Genomic DNA, 16,777 nt, shown 5'->3' with positions numbered 1-16,777 from the left:
AGGAGTGAAGAATGTGGATGCTGAGAAGAAAAAAATAAAAGAGTATCAAAAGAAAATAAAGCCATATCAACCGAAGACACCCTATCTTCTAAACTGCCTTAAAGCCTTTTTAATAGGCGGAGCCATTTGTGCAATAGGACAGGGAATATCAAATTTCTACATTAGAGTCTTTGACCTTACCGAAAAAACAGTTACAAGTCCTACGATTGCGACGCTTATTTTACTAGCGGCGCTTCTAACAGGACTAGGTGTCTATGATAGGTTAGGTCAATTTGCAGGTGCTGGTTCAGCTGTTCCGGTGACCGGTTTTTCTAATGCGATTGCAAGCGCTGCTCTTGAGCATAAAAGTGAAGGACTTGTTCTAGGGATAGGCTCGAATATGTTCAAAATTGCTGGAGCGGTTATTGTGTTTGGTGTTGTGTCAGCTTATTTAGTAGGACTCACAAGACTACTTGTTCAAACGCTAATTAGCTAACAAAGGAGGCAGAGCGATGTGAAGCTCGTTGGTAATCAAACATGGCGATTCGAAGACGGAATCTATCTCACTTCAACGGGTACAGCTGTAGGTCCAATTGAATCAGAAGGGCCGTTAAAAGAAGATTTTGATACGAGCTATGATAATCTCTATTGCGGTGAAGCCAACTGGGAACTAGCTGAACGAAAATTATTAATGGATTCAATTGACTCATGTTTACAAAAACAAAATCTCAAAGAAAAAGAAATAGACTTTTTTCTTGCAGGAGATTTATTAAATCAAAATGTGACTTCGAATTATGTTGCTAGATCAATGGGAATTCCTTTTTTAGGAATGTTTTCAGCTTGTGCAACAGCTATTGAGACATTAGCTATGGGATCAGTCTTAGTTGATGGTGGTTATGCAAATAAAATAATAGCTGCAACGAGTAGTCATAATGCCACTGCTGAGCGACAGTTCAGGTATCCTACTGAATTTGGTGGACAGAGACCAGAATCCTCTACTTTTACAGTGACAGGAGCAGGAGCAGCTTTAATAAGCAAAAAACCAGGTCAATTAGGGATAAAAATACGTGAGGCTACAATTGGTAAAGTTGTTGACTTAGGAATTAAAAATCCATTTGATATGGGTTCAGCTATGGCTCCAGCAGCTTGCGACACAATTGTTGCTCATTTACAGGATACAGGTAGAAAAGCAGAAGACTACGATTTAATAGTGACAGGAGATTTATCAAGAGTTGGTAGTGGCATTGTCAAAATGTTATTAAAAGAACAAGGGATTAGCCTCCATAATAATTATCAAGACTGTGGTGTGATGATTTACAGCCAAGATCAAAATATTTTTGCTGGAGGCAGTGGGTGTGCATGTCCTGCTGTTGTTACATATGGTCATTTGGTGAATGAAATGAAAAAAGGCAAGATTAAACGAATGCTTGTTGTCGCTACAGGAGCACTTCTTAGTCCTACAATGATGCAACAAAAGGAATCGATTCCATGTATTGCTCATGGAGTTGTTTTAGAGTCTGAGGTGATAGATTCATGATGGAATATGTAATTGCCTTTGTTGTTGGTGGAACTATATGTATTGTAGGTCAACTTTTACTAGATGTCCTGAAGCTAACGCCAACTCATATGATGAGTACCTTAGTTGTTGCCGGAGCACTTTTAGATGGATTTCATTTGTATGATAGGCTCATTGACTTTGCCGGGGCAGGTGCAACCGTCCCAATCACTAGCTTTGGACATTCACTCGTTCACGGGGCGATGGCTGAGTCAGAGAGATATGGATTTTTAGGAGTAGGGATGGGAATTTTCGAGGTTACATCTGTAGGGATTTCTACTTCAATATTATTTGGTTTTTTAGTAGCAATTGTATTCAAACCGAGGGGGTGAAAGTAGTGAGTGAAAAAAAGCGAGTCATTCTCATTACGGACGGCGATCAATCAGCGAAACATGCAGTTCAAATCGTTGCAAAACAAATAGGTGGCCGTTGTATAACGAGCTCAGGAGGGAACCCTTCAAGGTTATCAGGTGAAGAGTTAGTAGAGCTGATTCATAAAGCTCCTACTGAACCTGTTCTAGTTATGTTTGATGATTGTGGCTTTCAACGGGAAGGGCCAGGTGAACATGCTATGCGCTATGTAGCAAATGATTCATCAATAGAAGTACTTGGTGCAATTGCTGTTGCGTCAACGACACATTTCTCGGAATGGACGAAGGTAGATGTAAGCATTGATAGGTATGGAAACTTAACTGAGTATGGAGTTGACAAAAACGGATTGCAAGATTTGGAAATAGGTAGAATTGATGGAGATACTGTATATATATTGGACGAAATGAACATACCTATTGTTGTAGGTGTCGGTGATATTGGAAAGATGGCTGGTCAAGATGTCCCGGAAAAAGGCGCTCCCATCACCAGGAAAGCAGTGGAGATTATCTTAGAAAGGAGCGGAAATCATGAGTGAGCAGCAAGAGAAAATGAAACAGCCTATTTCAAAGAAAATTATAGAGAATGAAGTTGCTCTTAAGTCCAGGCTTGGAATTGGGAAAAGCTTTGACGTCGGGGTAAGAAAATTAACGATCTTTGATAAAGAAATCCAAATTTACTTTACAAATGGTTTATGTGATATTCAATATATCATTGAAGTACTAAGAGAATTAATGCTCGTCGACTCAAGGGAAGAAAAGCCAGACAATGTGAAGAGGGCGATTGAAAATCATCTAACACATGTACAAGTAGAGTTTGTTGATACGTTAGACGATGCCATTTCACAAATGCTTTCAGGACTCATATTTATTTTAGTTGAAGGGGAAGACGAAGCCTTTGTTGTAGATGTTAGAAGCTATCCTGGTAGAGGACCTGACGAGCCTGATACTGAACGAGTTGTAAGAGGTGCTCGTGATGGATATACGGAAAACATCATTCAAAATACGGCATTAACAAGACGTAGAATTCGGGATGAACGTTACCGAAATGAAATTATGCAGGTAGGAGAACGTTCAAAGACGGATATATGTATTTCATACTTAGAAGATGTCGCTGATCCAGATTTAGTAGATATTATAAAAAAAGAACTAAAAGCAATTAATATTGATGGATTAACGATGGCGGACAAGGTAGTTGAGGAGTATATAGTAAAACAAGGCTTTAATCCATTTCCGCTTGTTCGTTATACGGAACGCCCTGATGTGGCAGCTACACATTTATTAGAGGGTCATGTCGTTATTACCGTTGATGCGTCACCGAGTGTTATCATCGTTCCTACAACGTTATTCCACCATGTACAGCATGCGGAAGAATATCGTCAAGCACCTGCTATTGGAACGTTTCTACGATGGGTTCGTTTTGCAGGTATTGTTATTTCATTATTCATTTTACCTTTGTGGTTATTAATGGTTATGACACCAGACATGGTACCAGAGGCGATTGATTTTATTGGTCCCAATGATGACATAAATGTACCGATATTTGCTCAAATATTTATTGCTGAAATTGGGATAGAGCTCTTGAGGATGGCTGCGATCCATACACCTTCTCCATTAGCAACCGCCCTTGGGTTAGTAGCTGCATTATTAATTGGTGATATAGCCATTCAAGTTGGTTTATTTACAGCAGAAGTTATCTTATATGTTGCACTAGGAGCAATAGGGATGTTCGCGACACCGAGTTATGAGTTAGGGATTGCGTTGAAAGTCGTTCGCTTATTACTACTCATTGTCGTTGCTATTTTCCAAGCACCCGGCTTTATTATTGCGACAGCGATTTTCTTCCTTCTATTAGTTAGCATTAAAACATTAAATAAGCCTTATATGTGGCCATTCCTACCATTTGATCCAGCTGCATTCTGGCAAATACTTGTACGTACATCAGTACCTAATATTAAAAAGAGACCAAGTATTGTTGGTCCTAAAGATCCAATTAAACAATCGTAATACTGAAAGAAGAATGAGGCTTGCTCCTCATTCTTCTTTGTGTTAGAGTGGGATAATAATTGACATTCCAAATAAAGAATAGCCTCGTCAAAACGATGGGGTAGAGGTGCAAGGTGAAAAAGTACATTTGTGGAGTTTGTGGTAACTGTGAAGCGAATGGGAAGGTCAACTTGCCGAAGTGAAAGAGGATGCCACAATCTTTTATTGCTGGGTCGTTACTAAATAAGTAACGGACTGTCACTATAGTGTTTATTATAGTGGAGTACTATTCTTATGACTTGAGGTTACTATTGCTTTCTATATTCTATATAGCAGCTAGTGTTCCTTATACATTAGCTGCTTTTCTAATGAACATTATTAAGGAGAGAAGAATATGTTTTTACATGGTACTAGTAAAATAAATGAACTTGGGCATTTAGAAATAGGTTCAGTTGATACAGTGAAGTTAGCAAATGAATTTGGTACGCCTTTATTTGTGTATGATGTGGAATTAATTCGAGAAAGAGCACATCAATTTCAAGAGGCTTTTAAAAAGCAAGGAGTAATAGCTCAAGTTGCATACGCAAGCAAAGCGTTCAGCTGCATTGCTATGATAGAGTTAGTTGATGACCTTGGACTAAGCTTAGATGTTGTTTCTGGAGGAGAGTTATATACAGCTGTTGCGGCTAAGTTTCCAATGGAGAGAATTCACTTTCATGGAAACAATAAGAGCAAGGAAGAAATTGATTTTGCTGTTGAAGCGGGAATTGGTTGCTTCGTCGTTGATAACTTCTACGAATTAGACTTACTCGAGCAAGCAAGTGAACGTCATCAAAAGAAAATTTCAGTATTACTTCGAACGACACCTGGTGTAGAAGCGCATACTCACGATTATATTTCGACTGGTCAAGAAGACTCTAAGTTCGGTTTTGATTTATTAAGTGGTCAGGTTGATAAAGCGATTAAACGAATTCAAGACAAAGAGCAGTTTGAGTTACTAGGTCTTCACTGTCATATTGGTTCTCAAATTTTTGAAACAACAGGATTTGTGATGGCTGTCGAAAAAATCTTTACTCACGTGAAGAAATGGAAAGAAGAATTAAATTATATCCCTAAAGTATTAAATTTAGGTGGTGGATTCGGTATTCGTTATATCGAAGGAGATAAGCCACTTCCTGTTTCAGACTATGTGAATGCCACAATTGATGCTGTGAAAGAACAATCTAATCAATTAGGTATAGATGTACCTGAAATCTGGATTGAGCCAGGAAGATCATTAGTGGGAGATGCAGGGACGACTCTTTATACAGTAGGTTCTGAAAAAGAAATTCCAGAGGTTCGTCATTATCTATCAGTTGATGGTGGTATGAGTGATAACCTTCGACCTGCATTATATCAAGCGGAGTATGAGGGGATTCTTGCAAATCGTGCATTAGATGAAGCTGATAGCAAGTTCTCCATTGCGGGTAAATGCTGTGAAAGTGGAGATATGCTTATTTGGGATCTTCCACTTCCTAAAGCAAAACATGAAGATATTTTGGCTGTCTTCTGTACGGGAGCATATGGATATTCGATGGCAAATAACTACAACCGTATCCCGAGACCGGCTGTTGTCTTTGTGGAAAACGGAACAGCGAAGCTCGCAATTCAACGTGAGTCATATGAAGATTTACTTCGTCTAGACAAGTCAATTCGCTAACTTTATAGAGGACAGTATTACAGGTAATGACAACCTCGTAATACTGTCTTTTTTTCTGTTCAAATCAACTCAGGTAATGGAATTAGATTTACAGAAATGGAGCTTTTACTAGATTATTACCAATTATACGTTTTTTCCCTAGTAATCTACTAGTGAAGTTGGATAATATTCGCAGTATGATTCAGTTAGGAGGGAAGACATCATGAAAAAACTACTTTTGCTTCTACTTATTGTACTTTTCATTCCTACGAAAGCGTTTGCATCAAATGTAGCAGACCGAATTGTAGAAACAGGAAAGCAATACATAGGAACACCATATCAATATGGAGCACCACTCGGGAATACGTCAAGCTTTGATTGCTCTTCGTTTTCAGCCTATATTTTTGGCCAACATGGGATTACTTTACCAAGGGTTAGTCAAGATCAAGCGCGAGTTGGAACGGCAGTAAGCAAAGGGGACTTACGAAAAGGAGATCTTATTTTTTATGACACAAACTTTGATGGAAGAATTAATCATTTAGGAGTCTATATGAATAGCAACGAAATGATTCATGCTTCTTCAAGTCAAGGGGTACATATTACTCGTCCATTTTCACCTTATTGGGAAGCACGATTTGTTTCGGCAACTCGTGTAATATCTAATGAAAATTCTTCAAACTCAGGAACTACTTATACGGTAAAAGCAGGGGATACACTATTCCTCATTGCTAGAAGTCATCAAATAACAGTTGAACAGCTAAAGCAATGGAACCAGTTGAATTCAGATACAATTTTTGTAGGACAACAATTAACTATTGTTGGGCCGAATCAAATTAGCCAGAGTCCAAACACGAAAATGAACGTTCATACAGTTGCACCAGGTGACAGCCTTTGGACGATAAGTCGTACATATGGTGTAAGTATCGACCAAATCATTGTCTGGAATTCATTAACTAGTACTGTAGTTCATCCAGGTCAATCATTATTTATTCAAAAGCCAACAACTGTGACAACTGAAAAACTTCATGTTGTTCAAGCTGGTGAATCATTATGGCTCATAGCAACAAAGTATAATATGTCTATTATTGAAGTAATGACGATTAATAATTTAACAACATCAACGATCTTTCCAGGACAAAGTTTAAAGCTCCAATAGGATAAAACGAGGGTGAGAAAAGGATGAATTATACCTTTTTTCATCTTTTTTAATGATTTAGAAACTTAAAAATACATTTATGTGGATAATCAAAAAAGAGCAATGGCTGCGCACACTACACGCTTAACAGCAAGAAAAGCACTTGCTGTTAAGCTCAACACAAGGTAGTGGCTCCGCACATTGCTTCAAACAAATACCGCTTTTGCGGTTTTGTTCTTTACTGTGAGGAAGAGCTACTATAGCTAATTACTTTCTATACATATTAAAGTTGTCTTTCTTATTTCACTTTTACATATAGTTTGTAGTACAATAAGACGAGCTTTTAATATTAGGAGGTATACATAATGAAAAAAGGTAGTATTGCATTTGAAAATGGAGAAAAAATCACGTTTGAACTATACCCAGAGGAAGCGCCTGGAACAGTTGAAAACTTTGAAACATTAGCTAATAAAGGTTATTATAATGGTTTAACTTTCCATCGTGTAATTCCACACTTTGTTGCTCAAGGTGGTTGTCCAACAGGTAATGGTACTGGTGGTCCTGGTTACACAATTAAATGTGAAACAGAAGGAAACCCTCATAAGCATGAGGCTGGTTCTCTTTCAATGGCACATGCAGGTAAAGATACTGGTGGAAGCCAGTTCTTCATCGTTCATGAGCCACAACCACATTTAGATGGTGTTCATACAGTTTTTGGTAAAGTAACAGAAGGTATGGATACAGTATTACGCATCCAACAAGGAGACGTAATGAGTGAAGTCAAGGTTTGGGAAGAGTAAAATAATTATATTAAGCAAGCCCATTATGAGTGCGAATTCATAGTGGGCTTTTTTGTCGTTAAATACTCTTTCAATCACATAAAAGAGTTACAGATATACAAAACGTATTGTCTGAATTTATTGCTGAACGTCTACGAATTAAAGTTGCAGAAACACCAAGTCCATCAGGAAAACCAATTACAATTTCATTAGGTGTTTCTAGTTTTCAGTCAGATGATATCCACCCAAAAACGATAATAGAAAGAGCTGATTCTGCCCTTTATCAGTCTAAAGCTGATGGCAGAAATAGAACAACAGTTTTCAACAAAAATAGAGATTGATGTTGAATATTTGCATTATTCTTTGGTAAATGGTATTATTCCTTTAATTAAGGATATTTCTTTAATAGAATGATAGTAAGATAGTGCTTTAACACAATATAATAATTTCCTTCGGGGGTGGGTGAAATTCCCTACCGGCGGTGATGAGGTAGTAATACCTCTTAGTCCGTGACCCGGTTTTCTTTTGAAAAGCGGTGGATCTGGTGCAACTCCAGGGCCGACAGTTAAAGTCTGGATGGGAGAAGGAGAGCAAGTTATTTGAAAGGTAAGAGTGACAGGTGAAGTCTGTCTTCTAAAGGGCTATTTGAGTTGCCTACTTTTAAATGCTTTTCTTCCCCATAGAGATTTCTAATGGGGCTTTTTGTTGTGATAAAATAACATAACATATATAAGTGCAATCGAGAGAGCGAGGTTCTTGGCTCATGAATGACAAAGATTATATGAAGCTTGCAATACAATTGGCTCAAAGTGCAGCAGGACAAACAACGCCTAATCCTTTGGTTGGTTCAGTCGTTGTTAAGGATGGACAAATTATTGGTATGGGAGCACACCTAAAAGCAGGTGAAGCTCATGCTGAAGTTAATGCATTAGAGATGGCAGGGGAAAAGGCAAAAGGGGCTACAATATATGTTACGTTAGAACCTTGTAGCCATTTTGGAAAAACGCCGCCGTGTGCAGATTTAATTATTAGAAAAGAACTAAAGCGAGTTGTTATTGCAACAGTTGATCCTAATCCGAAAGTTGCGGGAAAAGGAATTGAGCGAATTAAACAAGCAGGTATAGAGGTAGAAGTTGGATTATTCAAAGAAGAGGCAGATGCATTAAATAAAGTTTTTTACCATTTTATTCAAACAAAAATGCCTTATGTAACGATGAAATCTGCTACAAGTCTAGATGGTAAAACGGCAACATATACAGGAGAGAGTAAATGGATTACAGGTAGTGAGGCAAGAGAAGATGTCCATTTATACCGACATCAACATGACGGCATTCTTGTAGGAATTGGGACAGTACTAGCTGATAATCCGTCATTAACTACAAGGCTCCCACATGGTGGGAAAAATCCAATTCGAATTATTCTCGACCATCATCTTAGAACACCTCTTGATGCAAATGTTGTTACTGATGGAGAAGCAGATACATGGATTGTAACATCCTCTTCTAGTAATACTGAAAAGGAACGAGAGTTAGTTGAACGTGGTGTAACAGTACTTAGGATCTCAAATGAAAAAATAGAAATACGAGAGCTACTCCGACTTTTAGGTTCACGTGGCATTTCTTCTTTATTTGTAGAAGGTGGTGCGGAAATAAACGGTAGCTTTGTAGCTGCAAATTGTATTAATCAAATCATTACGTATGTTGCTCCAAAGTTTATTGGTGGTAGATTAGCTCCTACATCGGTAGCTGGAGCTGGTTTTTCGACAATGGATGAAGTTGTCGACCTAGAAATAAAGTCAATTGAAAGAATCGGAAAAGATATAAAAATAATTTCGGAAATGATCACTAAGTCGTAAAGAGGGGGGATAATATGTTTACAGGAATCATTGAAGAATTGGGAACAATAGAAAAAATGAGTCAAACAGGCGATTCGATTGTGATGACGATAAAAGGGAAGAAAGTGTTAACTGACACGAACTTAGGTGATAGTATAGCTGTGAACGGTGTTTGTTTAACGGTTACATCCTTTACCTCCTCAGAATTTACTGTGGATTTAATGCCTGAAACAGTAAAAAATACAAGCTTACGAATGTTAGGGAGAGGTTCAAAGGTTAATCTAGAACGAGCAATGGCAGCAAATGGTCGTTTCGGAGGACATTTTGTTTCTGGTCATGTAGATGGTGTTGGTGAGATTGTTAGCAAAAAATCGTTAGATAACGCTGTTTACTTTGAAATTAAAGTGCCGGAAGAATTACGGCAGTATTTCATTCAAAAAGGGTCTGTAGCTCTTGATGGAACAAGTTTAACAGTGTTCGGTGTAACAGACAATACAATTACTGTATCGATTATTCCACATACTTTAACGGAAACGTTAATGGGTGAAAAAGGAATAGGGGATATTGTTAATCTAGAGTGTGATGTAATTGGTAAATATATTGAGCAATTTATTTCTCGTCGTTTTGATAACAATGCAAATAAAAGTAATATTACTTCGAGTTTTCTAGAAGAGCACGGTTTTAAATAAAAATAATGAGTTAAAAAGAAGGGGTGGAAATCATGTTTGATCCAATTGAGGAAGCGATATATGAACTAATTCAGGGGAATGTTGTTATCGTTTGTGACGATGAAGACCGTGAGAATGAAGGGGACTTTGTATCAATAGCAGAAAAAACAACTCCAGAAGTGATAAACTTTATGATCACACATGGTAGAGGCCTTGTATGTGCACCAATTACTGAAGAACGAGCGCGCGAACTAGAATTAGTCCCTATGGTGGATCATAATACAGATCCGCATGGTACAGCATTTACAGTAAGCATTGATCATCATACGTCAACAACAGGGATTTCTGCGAAAGAACGCTCAGATACTGTACAAGCGCTAATTGATATGAATGCAAAGCCAAATCATTTTAAACGCCCAGGTCATATCTTCCCACTTGTTGCAAAAAACGGTGGTGTTTTAAGAAGAGCTGGACATACAGAAGCTGCAGTTGATTTAGCTCGATTAGCAGGCTCAAAGCCAGCAGGTGTTATTTGTGAAATTATGAATGCTGATGGAACAATGGCTCGAGTACCAGATTTACGAAAAATTGCTGATGAGCATGATTTGAAAATGATTACAATAAAAGACTTAATTCAATACCGTCATCGTAAAGATACTCTTGTGAAAAGAGAAGTAGAAATTAATCTCCCAACTGAATTTGGTGAATTTCGTGCGATTGGATTTTCGGATGTAATCGAAGGGAAAGAAAGTATAGCTCTTGTTAAAGGAGAAATTTCTCAAGATGAACCTACTCTTGTTCGTGTTCATTCTGAATGTTTAACAGGTGATGTATTTGGTTCTTATCGTTGTGATTGTGGGCCTCAATTACACGCCGCTTTAACACAAATTGAAGAGGCTGGTAGTGGCGTATTACTATATATGCGGCAAGAAGGTAGAGGAATCGGTTTAATGAATAAGTTGAGAGCCTATAAGCTTCAAGAGGAAGGTTACGATACAGTAGAAGCAAATGAAAAGTTAGGGTTTCCACCAGATTTACGTGAGTACGGAATTGGAGCTCAAATTTTACGTGATTTAGGAATAAGACAAATGAAGCTTTTAACAAATAATCCTAGAAAAATAACAGGGTTAAAAGGGTATGGTCTAGAGGTCGTCGATCGTGTAGCGATTCAAATGCCACATAATAAAGACAATGAAAAATATTTACGAACAAAGAATACAAAGCTAGGTCATATGCTTCATCTATAATCGGTTGTAAGCATTGCTAATTACTAGGAGTGTTAAAATCTCTCCTAGTAGTAGCAAGTATAATAAGTATTCGAAACAGGAAGTTAGTACATAAAAAATTCGTTTCAAACACAAGGAGGAACATATAATGGGTAAAGTATATGAAGGTAATTTAGTTGGATCAGGCTTAAAAGTAGGGATTGTTGTTGGACGTTTTAATGAATTTATTACAAGTAAGCTTTTAGGTGGAGCAGAGGATGCTCTTAAACGCCATGGAGTAGACGAAGCAGGTATTGATGTAGCGTGGGTACCTGGTGCATTTGAAATTCCATTTGCTGCAAAGAAAATGCTTGATACAAATAAATACGATGCGGTTATTACGTTAGGAACAGTAATTAGAGGAGCTACACCACACTTTGACTTTGTTTGTAGTGAAGTTGCTAAGGGGGTAGCTACGTTAGCTCTACAAACTGGAAAGCCAGTCATCTTTGGAGTATTAACGACGGATACAATTGAACAAGCGATTGAAAGAGCTGGTACGAAAGCTGGGAATAAAGGCTGGGATGCTGCTACAGCAGCGATAGAAATGGCAAACTTAGGTCGTTCATTCGAATAATGAACAAGAAAGTCTCAAGAGGAGGGCCCTTTTGAGACTTTCATTATTTTTGAATATAAATTGCCTTTAACCAAACAAGTAAAAGTTGTGAACATTTACTTGTTTGGTTCATAAAATATAAAAACAATTTTAATAAAAAGGATTTTTACCTATTGATAATGAAGTATAATAAATTAGAATAACAAATTAACGATATGAATACTCAAATTATCAAATAAAGCTCTTGAAAATGTTGAGGCAATTTGTAATTAATGAGGGATGTTTATGTTAATCACGTACAAACAAAGCCATAAGAAAATAGCGATGGGGTTAATTTCTTATATGCCAAGTGAAAAGGATTTAAAAAAGCTACAACAAACAATGAAAAGATATGAGTCTGATGAATCTTGGAAGCTTTTCCTGTGGAAAGTAGATGATATCGTTGGGGTTGTTGGGATTCAACAGTTAGATAACGGTTCTTTTCAACTGCAGCACTTAAGTGTAAATCCATCATTTAGAGACGAAGGAATCGGTACGAGGATGCTTCAAGCACTGAAAGATAAAATAAAAGGTGAAATTGTACCTAACAAGGACACGATTGATTTTTATGAGTCGTGTCAGCATGAGTTAGAAAAAGAAAGCTAAGACATTATCATTAATGGGGTGTTCCAAAGGTTAATTTTTACCTTTGGGACACCCCTAAACAATGTGATGCTATATGTTTGAGTAGAATGTGATGCGAATGGTGTCATTTTTAATTATCAAATTTCTTAAGAGTCTTACTTTTTTTCTGCCGTTTGACTTCTAATTGTTTGTTTCTTTCTGATATTACATCGGTTCTATCTCTTTTTGTATGCTTGTGAATAAGGTATTCTTCTTGAAGATTACTAGGATTTCCCCATGAATAGCCATTTTCAGTACAAAGAATTTCGCATTTTTTGAATAGATTGACATCTATCAATGGAATAGTGATGTCCTTGTATGGTTTAGAGGTTTCTATTCTTACTATAACTTCATCTAATTCTTTTATCAGTTGATTAGTATCTATAAGTAGTTTTGATATTTCTTTTTCGTAGGATAGTATAAGTTTTTTAGAGCTTTTAAGCATACGTAACGCACCGACAGTATTGTCTCTACGAAAGTGATATAATCCAACGGCTAACTGGATTAGCCCTACCCACTTATGTTCCTTATCTTCCTTCCACTGTTCTTCAAGCACCTCATGACATTCAAAGTAATCACGATATCCGTTAAAGTAAACTAAATAATCAATGTAAGCCTTGACGTACATAATATCAACTCCTAGAAAAAGTGTATCATAAACGTATATCATTATGCACGTTACAGACTGTGGCCTCTATCATAGTGTCGTACAAATATGATATAATCCCCATTAGCAATATAGAATGAGAATAAAGGAATTAGCCCTATGATTAATCCATATAACGTCAAGTTAGACGCATTTGAAGGACCATTGGATTTATTGTTACATTTAATAAATCAAGCAAAAGTAGATATATATGATATTCCAGTAGCAAGAATTACTGACCAATACATGCATTATATACATACGATGCAGGAGCTTCAGCTCGATGTTGCTAGTGAATATTTAGTGATGGCAGCAACATTAATTCAAATAAAAAGTTCAATGCTACTCCCAAAGCAACAGGAAGAGTTATTAGACGACTATTCTTTTGACGAAGAGGAAGAAGACCCTCGTCAGGAATTAATGAATAGACTAATCGAATATCGAAAATATAAAGAAGCAGCGAAGGAGTTAAAGGAAAAGGAGCAAGAAAGGTCTCTTGTCCATATGAAAGCTCCCTCGGACTTAGAACCATACCTTTCTGAAAAAGAAACGAATGAAGTGTCAATATCAGGTGTGTCTCTCTATGATATGGTGAATGCTTATCAAAAAATGTTGAAAAGAAAGATTTTGAATAAACCACTTGAAAGAACGATTAAAAGTCAGGAGTATTCAATTGAAGAAAGAATGGGAGAAATAATGGAAGATTTAAGAGCAAAACCAGGTAAACAAAGCTTTTCCTTCTTATTTCAATCAAGAGAGCGGTCACATGTAGTTGTTACCTTTTTAGCTTTATTAGAATTAATGAAAACGAATGCAATCCGATGCGAACAAGAAGGGAATTTTTCTGACATCATGATAAGCAGCTATGAGGAGGGGAAGGTCCATTGACATTAGCAGAAATGAAGGCCATCATCGAGGGACTTTTATTTGTCACTGGTGATGAAGGAATGAGTATTAAAGAAATTACAAATGTTCTTGAGGTTGAGGAAACAATTGCAAAGGATGCTTTACTTGATTTGATGGCTTCTTATAGAATTAAAAATAAAGGATTGCGTATAGTTGAAGTGGCTGGGAGTTTTAAAATGACAACTAAGCCAGAACATGCTTCTTATTTTCAAAAGCTGGCACAATCGCCAACACATAATACGTTATCTCAAGCGGCACTTGAAACATTAGCGATTATTGCGTACAAGCAACCTATCACACGTGTCGATATAGAGGAAGTGCGTGGTGTGAAGGCAGAGAAGGCGATTCAAACATTAGCGTCTAAATATTTAATTAAGGAAGTTGGAAGATTAGATGGTGTTGGTCGTGCGATCTTATATGGGACAACGAAAGAATTCCTCGACTATTTTGGATTAAATACAATTGAGGAACTTCCTCCTTTACCAGAAATGATTGACGAGGATTCAGTAGAGGACGAAGCAGATCTCTTTTTTAGAAAATTTGAAGAAAGCCTAGAACCCCAAACAATGTAGGAGATATGTAAATGTTGATTTATTGTTGCACTAGTAATAAGTAGGAGATTTATTTATAATGATTAGAGAAAATGTTTCCATTATGGGAGGGGTCTTTATGCAAATTATAGTAGCTGAAGGGAAAGAATTAGAGAAGGAAAAGCCAAATACTTCTGAAGACTTTTTCAACCGTTCAACTGTTCGTTATGTGGATGGTGGTCAGGAGAAAGAATTTAATTTGTTATATGTTCGATATTTTGATGAATTAGTAAGTGATTTTACTCCATATGAGTCTGATCCTATTTTTACTGTTGGGGCAAGAGAAGTTACGTTTAAAGATATTGTAGCTTTAGTGTGTCTTGCAAAAAATCAAGGGTATAAAGAAAAGAAACGAATTTATCTAAATGATCAAAAAGAGTTTGGGCAGATGTTTCATGGGGTAAATTACGATAAAGTTAGCCAAATGTTTGAAGAGTTGGAATCAAAGGGCGCAGCAGAAGTAGCTAATATTCTAATAGACTAAAAACTTATAATACAACTGTAATACATAATTTATGAACTTTTTGTGAATATAATTAAGGACTTTTTAAGTGAAATATCGTATTATAGAATTAGAAGAGATATTTTTCGTAATAACATGAACTCGGAGGTGATTGTGAGTGGGAAATTCATTAGTTGAAAATCAACTTTCACAAACATATGATACATTAGAAACAATTTGCGATAAAGTAAGTACGTACTTAGACAATGTAACAATAACTGTAATGCTAAATGAGGTAGAAGATAGCGACAAAGAATATTTTAAATCTTTGCTTTCATCTCTTAGACGTGTATTAGTTTTTAGTGAAGAAGGGAAGCAGGCATGTGAAGTTATATTAAATGGTAAGACATTTAGAAAGCCTGCAGCCGAGAAGACTTTATATTGGGTTTATCATAATTGTGTAGAGGAATTTTTTAATCCTCGTATTGATAATTGGTATGAAGATAGTCGTTCAGCCTATACAGGTAAGAACGCTATTAAATTCTCAAAGAGTGTACCTGAATCATTACAAACAGTAATCAGTCATATTGAAGGTCCGTTTCAAACAATACGTGAAGAATTAGAGTATTATGAAACAGACTTTAAAACGAAAATGATGCAATCAAAATAAGTAGTAAAAAGAAGGGTTCCTATGTCTAGGAGCCCTTCTTTTTATATGATTTTCTCTTAGAAGTTGACGTTAAGCTAATATTCAGATCTAGGAGAAGTTGGATCACAGTCCGGTTGAGATAGGTCTGATGATTCTGCAAGCTTTGTAAGGTAATAGCATTCTTCACGTGCCATATGATCAGCCATTAATGGTGATAAAGTACTGAGAACTCTATCAGTCATTTCTAACTCTTCCATTTCATCTAGAAATGCTTTAAATAAACTTATCTCAAGCTCAACTTGCTCATTAAAACGGTTAAGAGCAGGAAATTTATGAACGTTTGCGCGTAAGTATCCCGCCATTTCTACCGCTTTGATATAAAAGTGTTCAAATGTTTCTGTATAGTATTCACTTCTTTTGCTTAACTTCTTTTCTACTAAATCTAATGAGCCGGTAATCGCATCTGCATGACCAGCTGCATCTAGAAGCCAGACTAAGTGATGGTGGAGGGAGTGGCAAATTGGTGGATGCTTCTCTTCCAATAAAAAAGGTAAAATACGTAAGTACTCATCTACTTCGTTTACCATATGATTTAAAAATGTTGGTGGTAATTCAATCGTTATATTTCCTACTAAATGTTCTTCTATTATAGTGAGTTTGTAATGTCTAATTTCTTTTGCTTGTTCGTATGCTTGTTGTGTTAAACCTTTCAATTGTTGATTAGTTAATGACTGTTGTGAATATTGGAGTATCTGGTCAAAAACTTCAATAAATGCTAGTGCCTCTTGGATTTTTTCCTCTTCAAGTGGTGATAATGTGTCCCGTATAAATCTTGCATGGTCTCCTAGAATTTGTAACCAAAAACGGTGTTCAAAAAGTGCGGCTTCTGTGAAGTTTTGCAATCAAATAACCTCCTTTAGTATCACGATACTTTATGCAACAGGAGCCTATATTGTTAACTAGAACTTTGACTTTTCCTTTTTTAATCAAAGACCAATGTGAATGCAAATTTATCAACGTAACGTTAAATTTTAATTAGTAACAATTAGGGCTTGTGGTGACATATAGTAAAACGATT

The 16,777-nt window shown here is 36.7% G+C and carries 20 protein-coding genes and 2 riboswitches; of the genes, 18 read left to right on the top strand and 2 right to left on the bottom strand.

The genetic code is table 11. The features are described from left to right. Window positions 1-13: 13 nt before the first annotated feature. The 14 genes from spoVAC (at window position 14) to CD003_RS10320 (ending at window position 12,448) form a co-directional block, all read left to right on the top strand. Window positions 14-475, top strand: a complete 462-nt coding sequence (gene spoVAC, locus CD003_RS10385; RefSeq protein ID WP_096201050.1) for a stage V sporulation protein AC — start codon at window positions 14-16, stop codon at window positions 473-475. Between the two features lie 18 nt (window positions 476-493). Next, on the top strand, window positions 494-1,516 hold the full coding sequence (spoVAD, locus tag CD003_RS10380) for a stage V sporulation protein AD (RefSeq protein WP_096201049.1): 1,023 nt from the start codon (window positions 494-496) through the stop codon (window positions 1,514-1,516). Beyond that, a complete protein-coding gene (gene spoVAE, locus CD003_RS10375; protein ID WP_096202324.1) occupies window positions 1,516-1,866 on the top strand; it encodes a stage V sporulation protein AE in 351 nt (116 codons plus the stop codon). The genes spoVAD and spoVAE overlap by 1 nt, the downstream gene beginning before the upstream one ends. Before the next feature lie 5 nt (window positions 1,867-1,871). Beyond that, window positions 1,872-2,441: a stage V sporulation protein AE gene (locus CD003_RS10370; RefSeq protein ID WP_096201048.1), complete on the top strand. Its 570-nt coding sequence runs from the start codon at window positions 1,872-1,874 to the stop codon at window positions 2,439-2,441. After that, complete coding sequence (locus tag CD003_RS10365) at window positions 2,434-3,909, top strand: spore germination protein (protein ID WP_096201047.1); 1,476 nt, start codon at window positions 2,434-2,436, stop codon at window positions 3,907-3,909. The genes CD003_RS10370 and CD003_RS10365 overlap by 8 nt, the downstream gene beginning before the upstream one ends. 93 nt (window positions 3,910-4,002) lie before the next feature. Further along, window positions 4,003-4,185, top strand: a riboswitch (Lysine riboswitch). Between the two features lie 97 nt (window positions 4,186-4,282). Continuing rightward, on the top strand, window positions 4,283-5,587 hold the full coding sequence (lysA, locus tag CD003_RS10360; RefSeq protein ID WP_096201046.1) for a diaminopimelate decarboxylase: 1,305 nt from the start codon (window positions 4,283-4,285) through the stop codon (window positions 5,585-5,587). A gap of 202 nt (window positions 5,588-5,789) precedes the next feature. Further along, the gene (locus tag CD003_RS10355; RefSeq protein WP_096201045.1) at window positions 5,790-6,722 is read left to right on the top strand and encodes a LysM peptidoglycan-binding domain-containing protein; all 933 of its coding nucleotides are present in this window, start codon (window positions 5,790-5,792) and stop codon (window positions 6,720-6,722) included. A gap of 344 nt (window positions 6,723-7,066) precedes the next feature. After that, window positions 7,067-7,501, top strand: coding sequence for a peptidylprolyl isomerase (locus tag CD003_RS10350; protein WP_096201044.1), 435 nt, complete (start codon window positions 7,067-7,069; stop codon window positions 7,499-7,501). A gap of 107 nt (window positions 7,502-7,608) precedes the next feature. Further along, a complete protein-coding gene (locus CD003_RS10345; RefSeq protein WP_257008294.1) occupies window positions 7,609-7,821 on the top strand; it encodes a diguanylate cyclase in 213 nt (70 codons plus the stop codon). A 103-nt stretch (window positions 7,822-7,924) separates the two neighbouring features. Continuing rightward, window positions 7,925-8,072, top strand: a riboswitch (FMN riboswitch). A 171-nt stretch (window positions 8,073-8,243) separates the two neighbouring features. Continuing rightward, a complete protein-coding gene (gene ribD, locus CD003_RS10340) occupies window positions 8,244-9,335 on the top strand; it encodes a bifunctional diaminohydroxyphosphoribosylaminopyrimidine deaminase/5-amino-6-(5-phosphoribosylamino)uracil reductase RibD (protein ID WP_096201042.1) in 1,092 nt (363 codons plus the stop codon). Window positions 9,336-9,349: 14 nt separating this feature from the next. Continuing rightward, entirely contained in the window at window positions 9,350-10,003 is a 654-nt protein-coding gene (ribE, locus tag CD003_RS10335; RefSeq protein WP_096201041.1) for a riboflavin synthase, read from the top strand. A gap of 32 nt (window positions 10,004-10,035) precedes the next feature. After that, on the top strand, window positions 10,036-11,229 hold the full coding sequence (locus CD003_RS10330; RefSeq protein ID WP_096201040.1) for a bifunctional 3,4-dihydroxy-2-butanone-4-phosphate synthase/GTP cyclohydrolase II: 1,194 nt from the start codon (window positions 10,036-10,038) through the stop codon (window positions 11,227-11,229). A gap of 127 nt (window positions 11,230-11,356) precedes the next feature. Beyond that, window positions 11,357-11,824: a 6,7-dimethyl-8-ribityllumazine synthase gene (ribH, locus tag CD003_RS10325; protein WP_096201039.1), complete on the top strand. Its 468-nt coding sequence runs from the start codon at window positions 11,357-11,359 to the stop codon at window positions 11,822-11,824. Window positions 11,825-12,088: 264 nt separating this feature from the next. After that, complete coding sequence (locus tag CD003_RS10320; RefSeq protein WP_096201038.1) at window positions 12,089-12,448, top strand: GNAT family N-acetyltransferase; 360 nt, start codon at window positions 12,089-12,091, stop codon at window positions 12,446-12,448. Between the two features lie 109 nt (window positions 12,449-12,557). Here the strand turns inward: CD003_RS10320 and CD003_RS10315 are convergent, their stop codons facing one another. Beyond that, complete coding sequence (locus tag CD003_RS10315) at window positions 12,558-13,094, bottom strand: DUF309 domain-containing protein (RefSeq protein WP_096201037.1); 537 nt, start codon at window positions 13,092-13,094, stop codon at window positions 12,558-12,560. A 138-nt stretch (window positions 13,095-13,232) separates the two neighbouring features. Here CD003_RS10315 and CD003_RS10310 point away from each other — a divergent pair, with 138 nt between their 5' ends. The 4 genes from CD003_RS10310 (at window position 13,233) to CD003_RS10295 (ending at window position 15,720) form a co-directional block, all read left to right on the top strand. Beyond that, complete coding sequence (locus CD003_RS10310) at window positions 13,233-14,000, top strand: segregation/condensation protein A (protein ID WP_096201036.1); 768 nt, start codon at window positions 13,233-13,235, stop codon at window positions 13,998-14,000. Next, window positions 13,997-14,590 carry an SMC-Scp complex subunit ScpB gene (gene scpB, locus CD003_RS10305; RefSeq protein WP_096201035.1) on the top strand — a complete coding sequence of 198 codons (594 nt, stop codon included), beginning with the start codon at window positions 13,997-13,999 and terminating at the stop codon, window positions 14,588-14,590. Before CD003_RS10310 ends, scpB begins: the two co-directional genes overlap by 4 nt. Window positions 14,591-14,687: 97 nt before the next feature. Beyond that, window positions 14,688-15,092: a hypothetical protein gene (locus tag CD003_RS10300; protein WP_096202323.1), complete on the top strand. Its 405-nt coding sequence runs from the start codon at window positions 14,688-14,690 to the stop codon at window positions 15,090-15,092. A gap of 136 nt (window positions 15,093-15,228) precedes the next feature. Further along, window positions 15,229-15,720, top strand: a complete 492-nt coding sequence (locus CD003_RS10295; protein WP_096201034.1) for a DUF3907 family protein — start codon at window positions 15,229-15,231, stop codon at window positions 15,718-15,720. A gap of 74 nt (window positions 15,721-15,794) precedes the next feature. On the opposite strand, the gene CD003_RS10290 is transcribed toward CD003_RS10295, so the two are convergent. Further along, a complete protein-coding gene (locus CD003_RS10290) occupies window positions 15,795-16,601 on the bottom strand; it encodes a DUF2935 domain-containing protein (protein WP_096201033.1) in 807 nt (268 codons plus the stop codon). Between the last annotated feature and the right edge of the window lie 176 nt (window positions 16,602-16,777).

The organism is Bacillus sp. FJAT-45350 (assembly GCF_002335805.1).
Taxonomy (GTDB): domain Bacteria; phylum Bacillota; class Bacilli; order Bacillales; family NISU01; genus FJAT-45350.
The sequence above is the reverse complement of the archived record's forward strand: the minus strand, read 5'-3'. Positions and strand labels throughout refer to the sequence as shown.

Excerpts from the sequence above, each read along its gene's own strand:
- spoVAE (WP_096202324.1), top strand. The coding sequence starts at position 1,516 with ATGGAATATGTAATTGCCTTTGTTGTTGGTGGAACTATATGTATTGTA.
- CD003_RS10365 (WP_096201047.1), top strand. The coding sequence starts at position 2,434 with ATGAGTGAGCAGCAAGAGAAAATGAAACAGCCTATTTCAAAGAAAATT.
- lysA (WP_096201046.1), top strand. The coding sequence starts at position 4,283 with ATGTTTTTACATGGTACTAGTAAAATAAATGAACTTGGGCATTTAGAA.
- CD003_RS10355 (WP_096201045.1), top strand. The coding sequence starts at position 5,790 with ATGAAAAAACTACTTTTGCTTCTACTTATTGTACTTTTCATTCCTACG.
- CD003_RS10350 (WP_096201044.1), top strand. The coding sequence starts at position 7,067 with ATGAAAAAAGGTAGTATTGCATTTGAAAATGGAGAAAAAATCACGTTT.
- ribD (WP_096201042.1), top strand. The coding sequence starts at position 8,244 with ATGAATGACAAAGATTATATGAAGCTTGCAATACAATTGGCTCAAAGT.
- ribE (WP_096201041.1), top strand. The coding sequence starts at position 9,350 with ATGTTTACAGGAATCATTGAAGAATTGGGAACAATAGAAAAAATGAGT.
- CD003_RS10330 (WP_096201040.1), top strand. The coding sequence starts at position 10,036 with ATGTTTGATCCAATTGAGGAAGCGATATATGAACTAATTCAGGGGAAT.
- ribH (WP_096201039.1), top strand. The coding sequence starts at position 11,357 with ATGGGTAAAGTATATGAAGGTAATTTAGTTGGATCAGGCTTAAAAGTA.
- CD003_RS10320 (WP_096201038.1), top strand. The coding sequence starts at position 12,089 with ATGTTAATCACGTACAAACAAAGCCATAAGAAAATAGCGATGGGGTTA.
- CD003_RS10315 (WP_096201037.1), bottom strand. The coding sequence starts at position 13,094 with ATGTACGTCAAGGCTTACATTGATTATTTAGTTTACTTTAACGGATAT.
- CD003_RS10310 (WP_096201036.1), top strand. The coding sequence starts at position 13,233 with ATGATTAATCCATATAACGTCAAGTTAGACGCATTTGAAGGACCATTG.
- CD003_RS10300 (WP_096202323.1), top strand. The coding sequence starts at position 14,688 with ATGCAAATTATAGTAGCTGAAGGGAAAGAATTAGAGAAGGAAAAGCCA.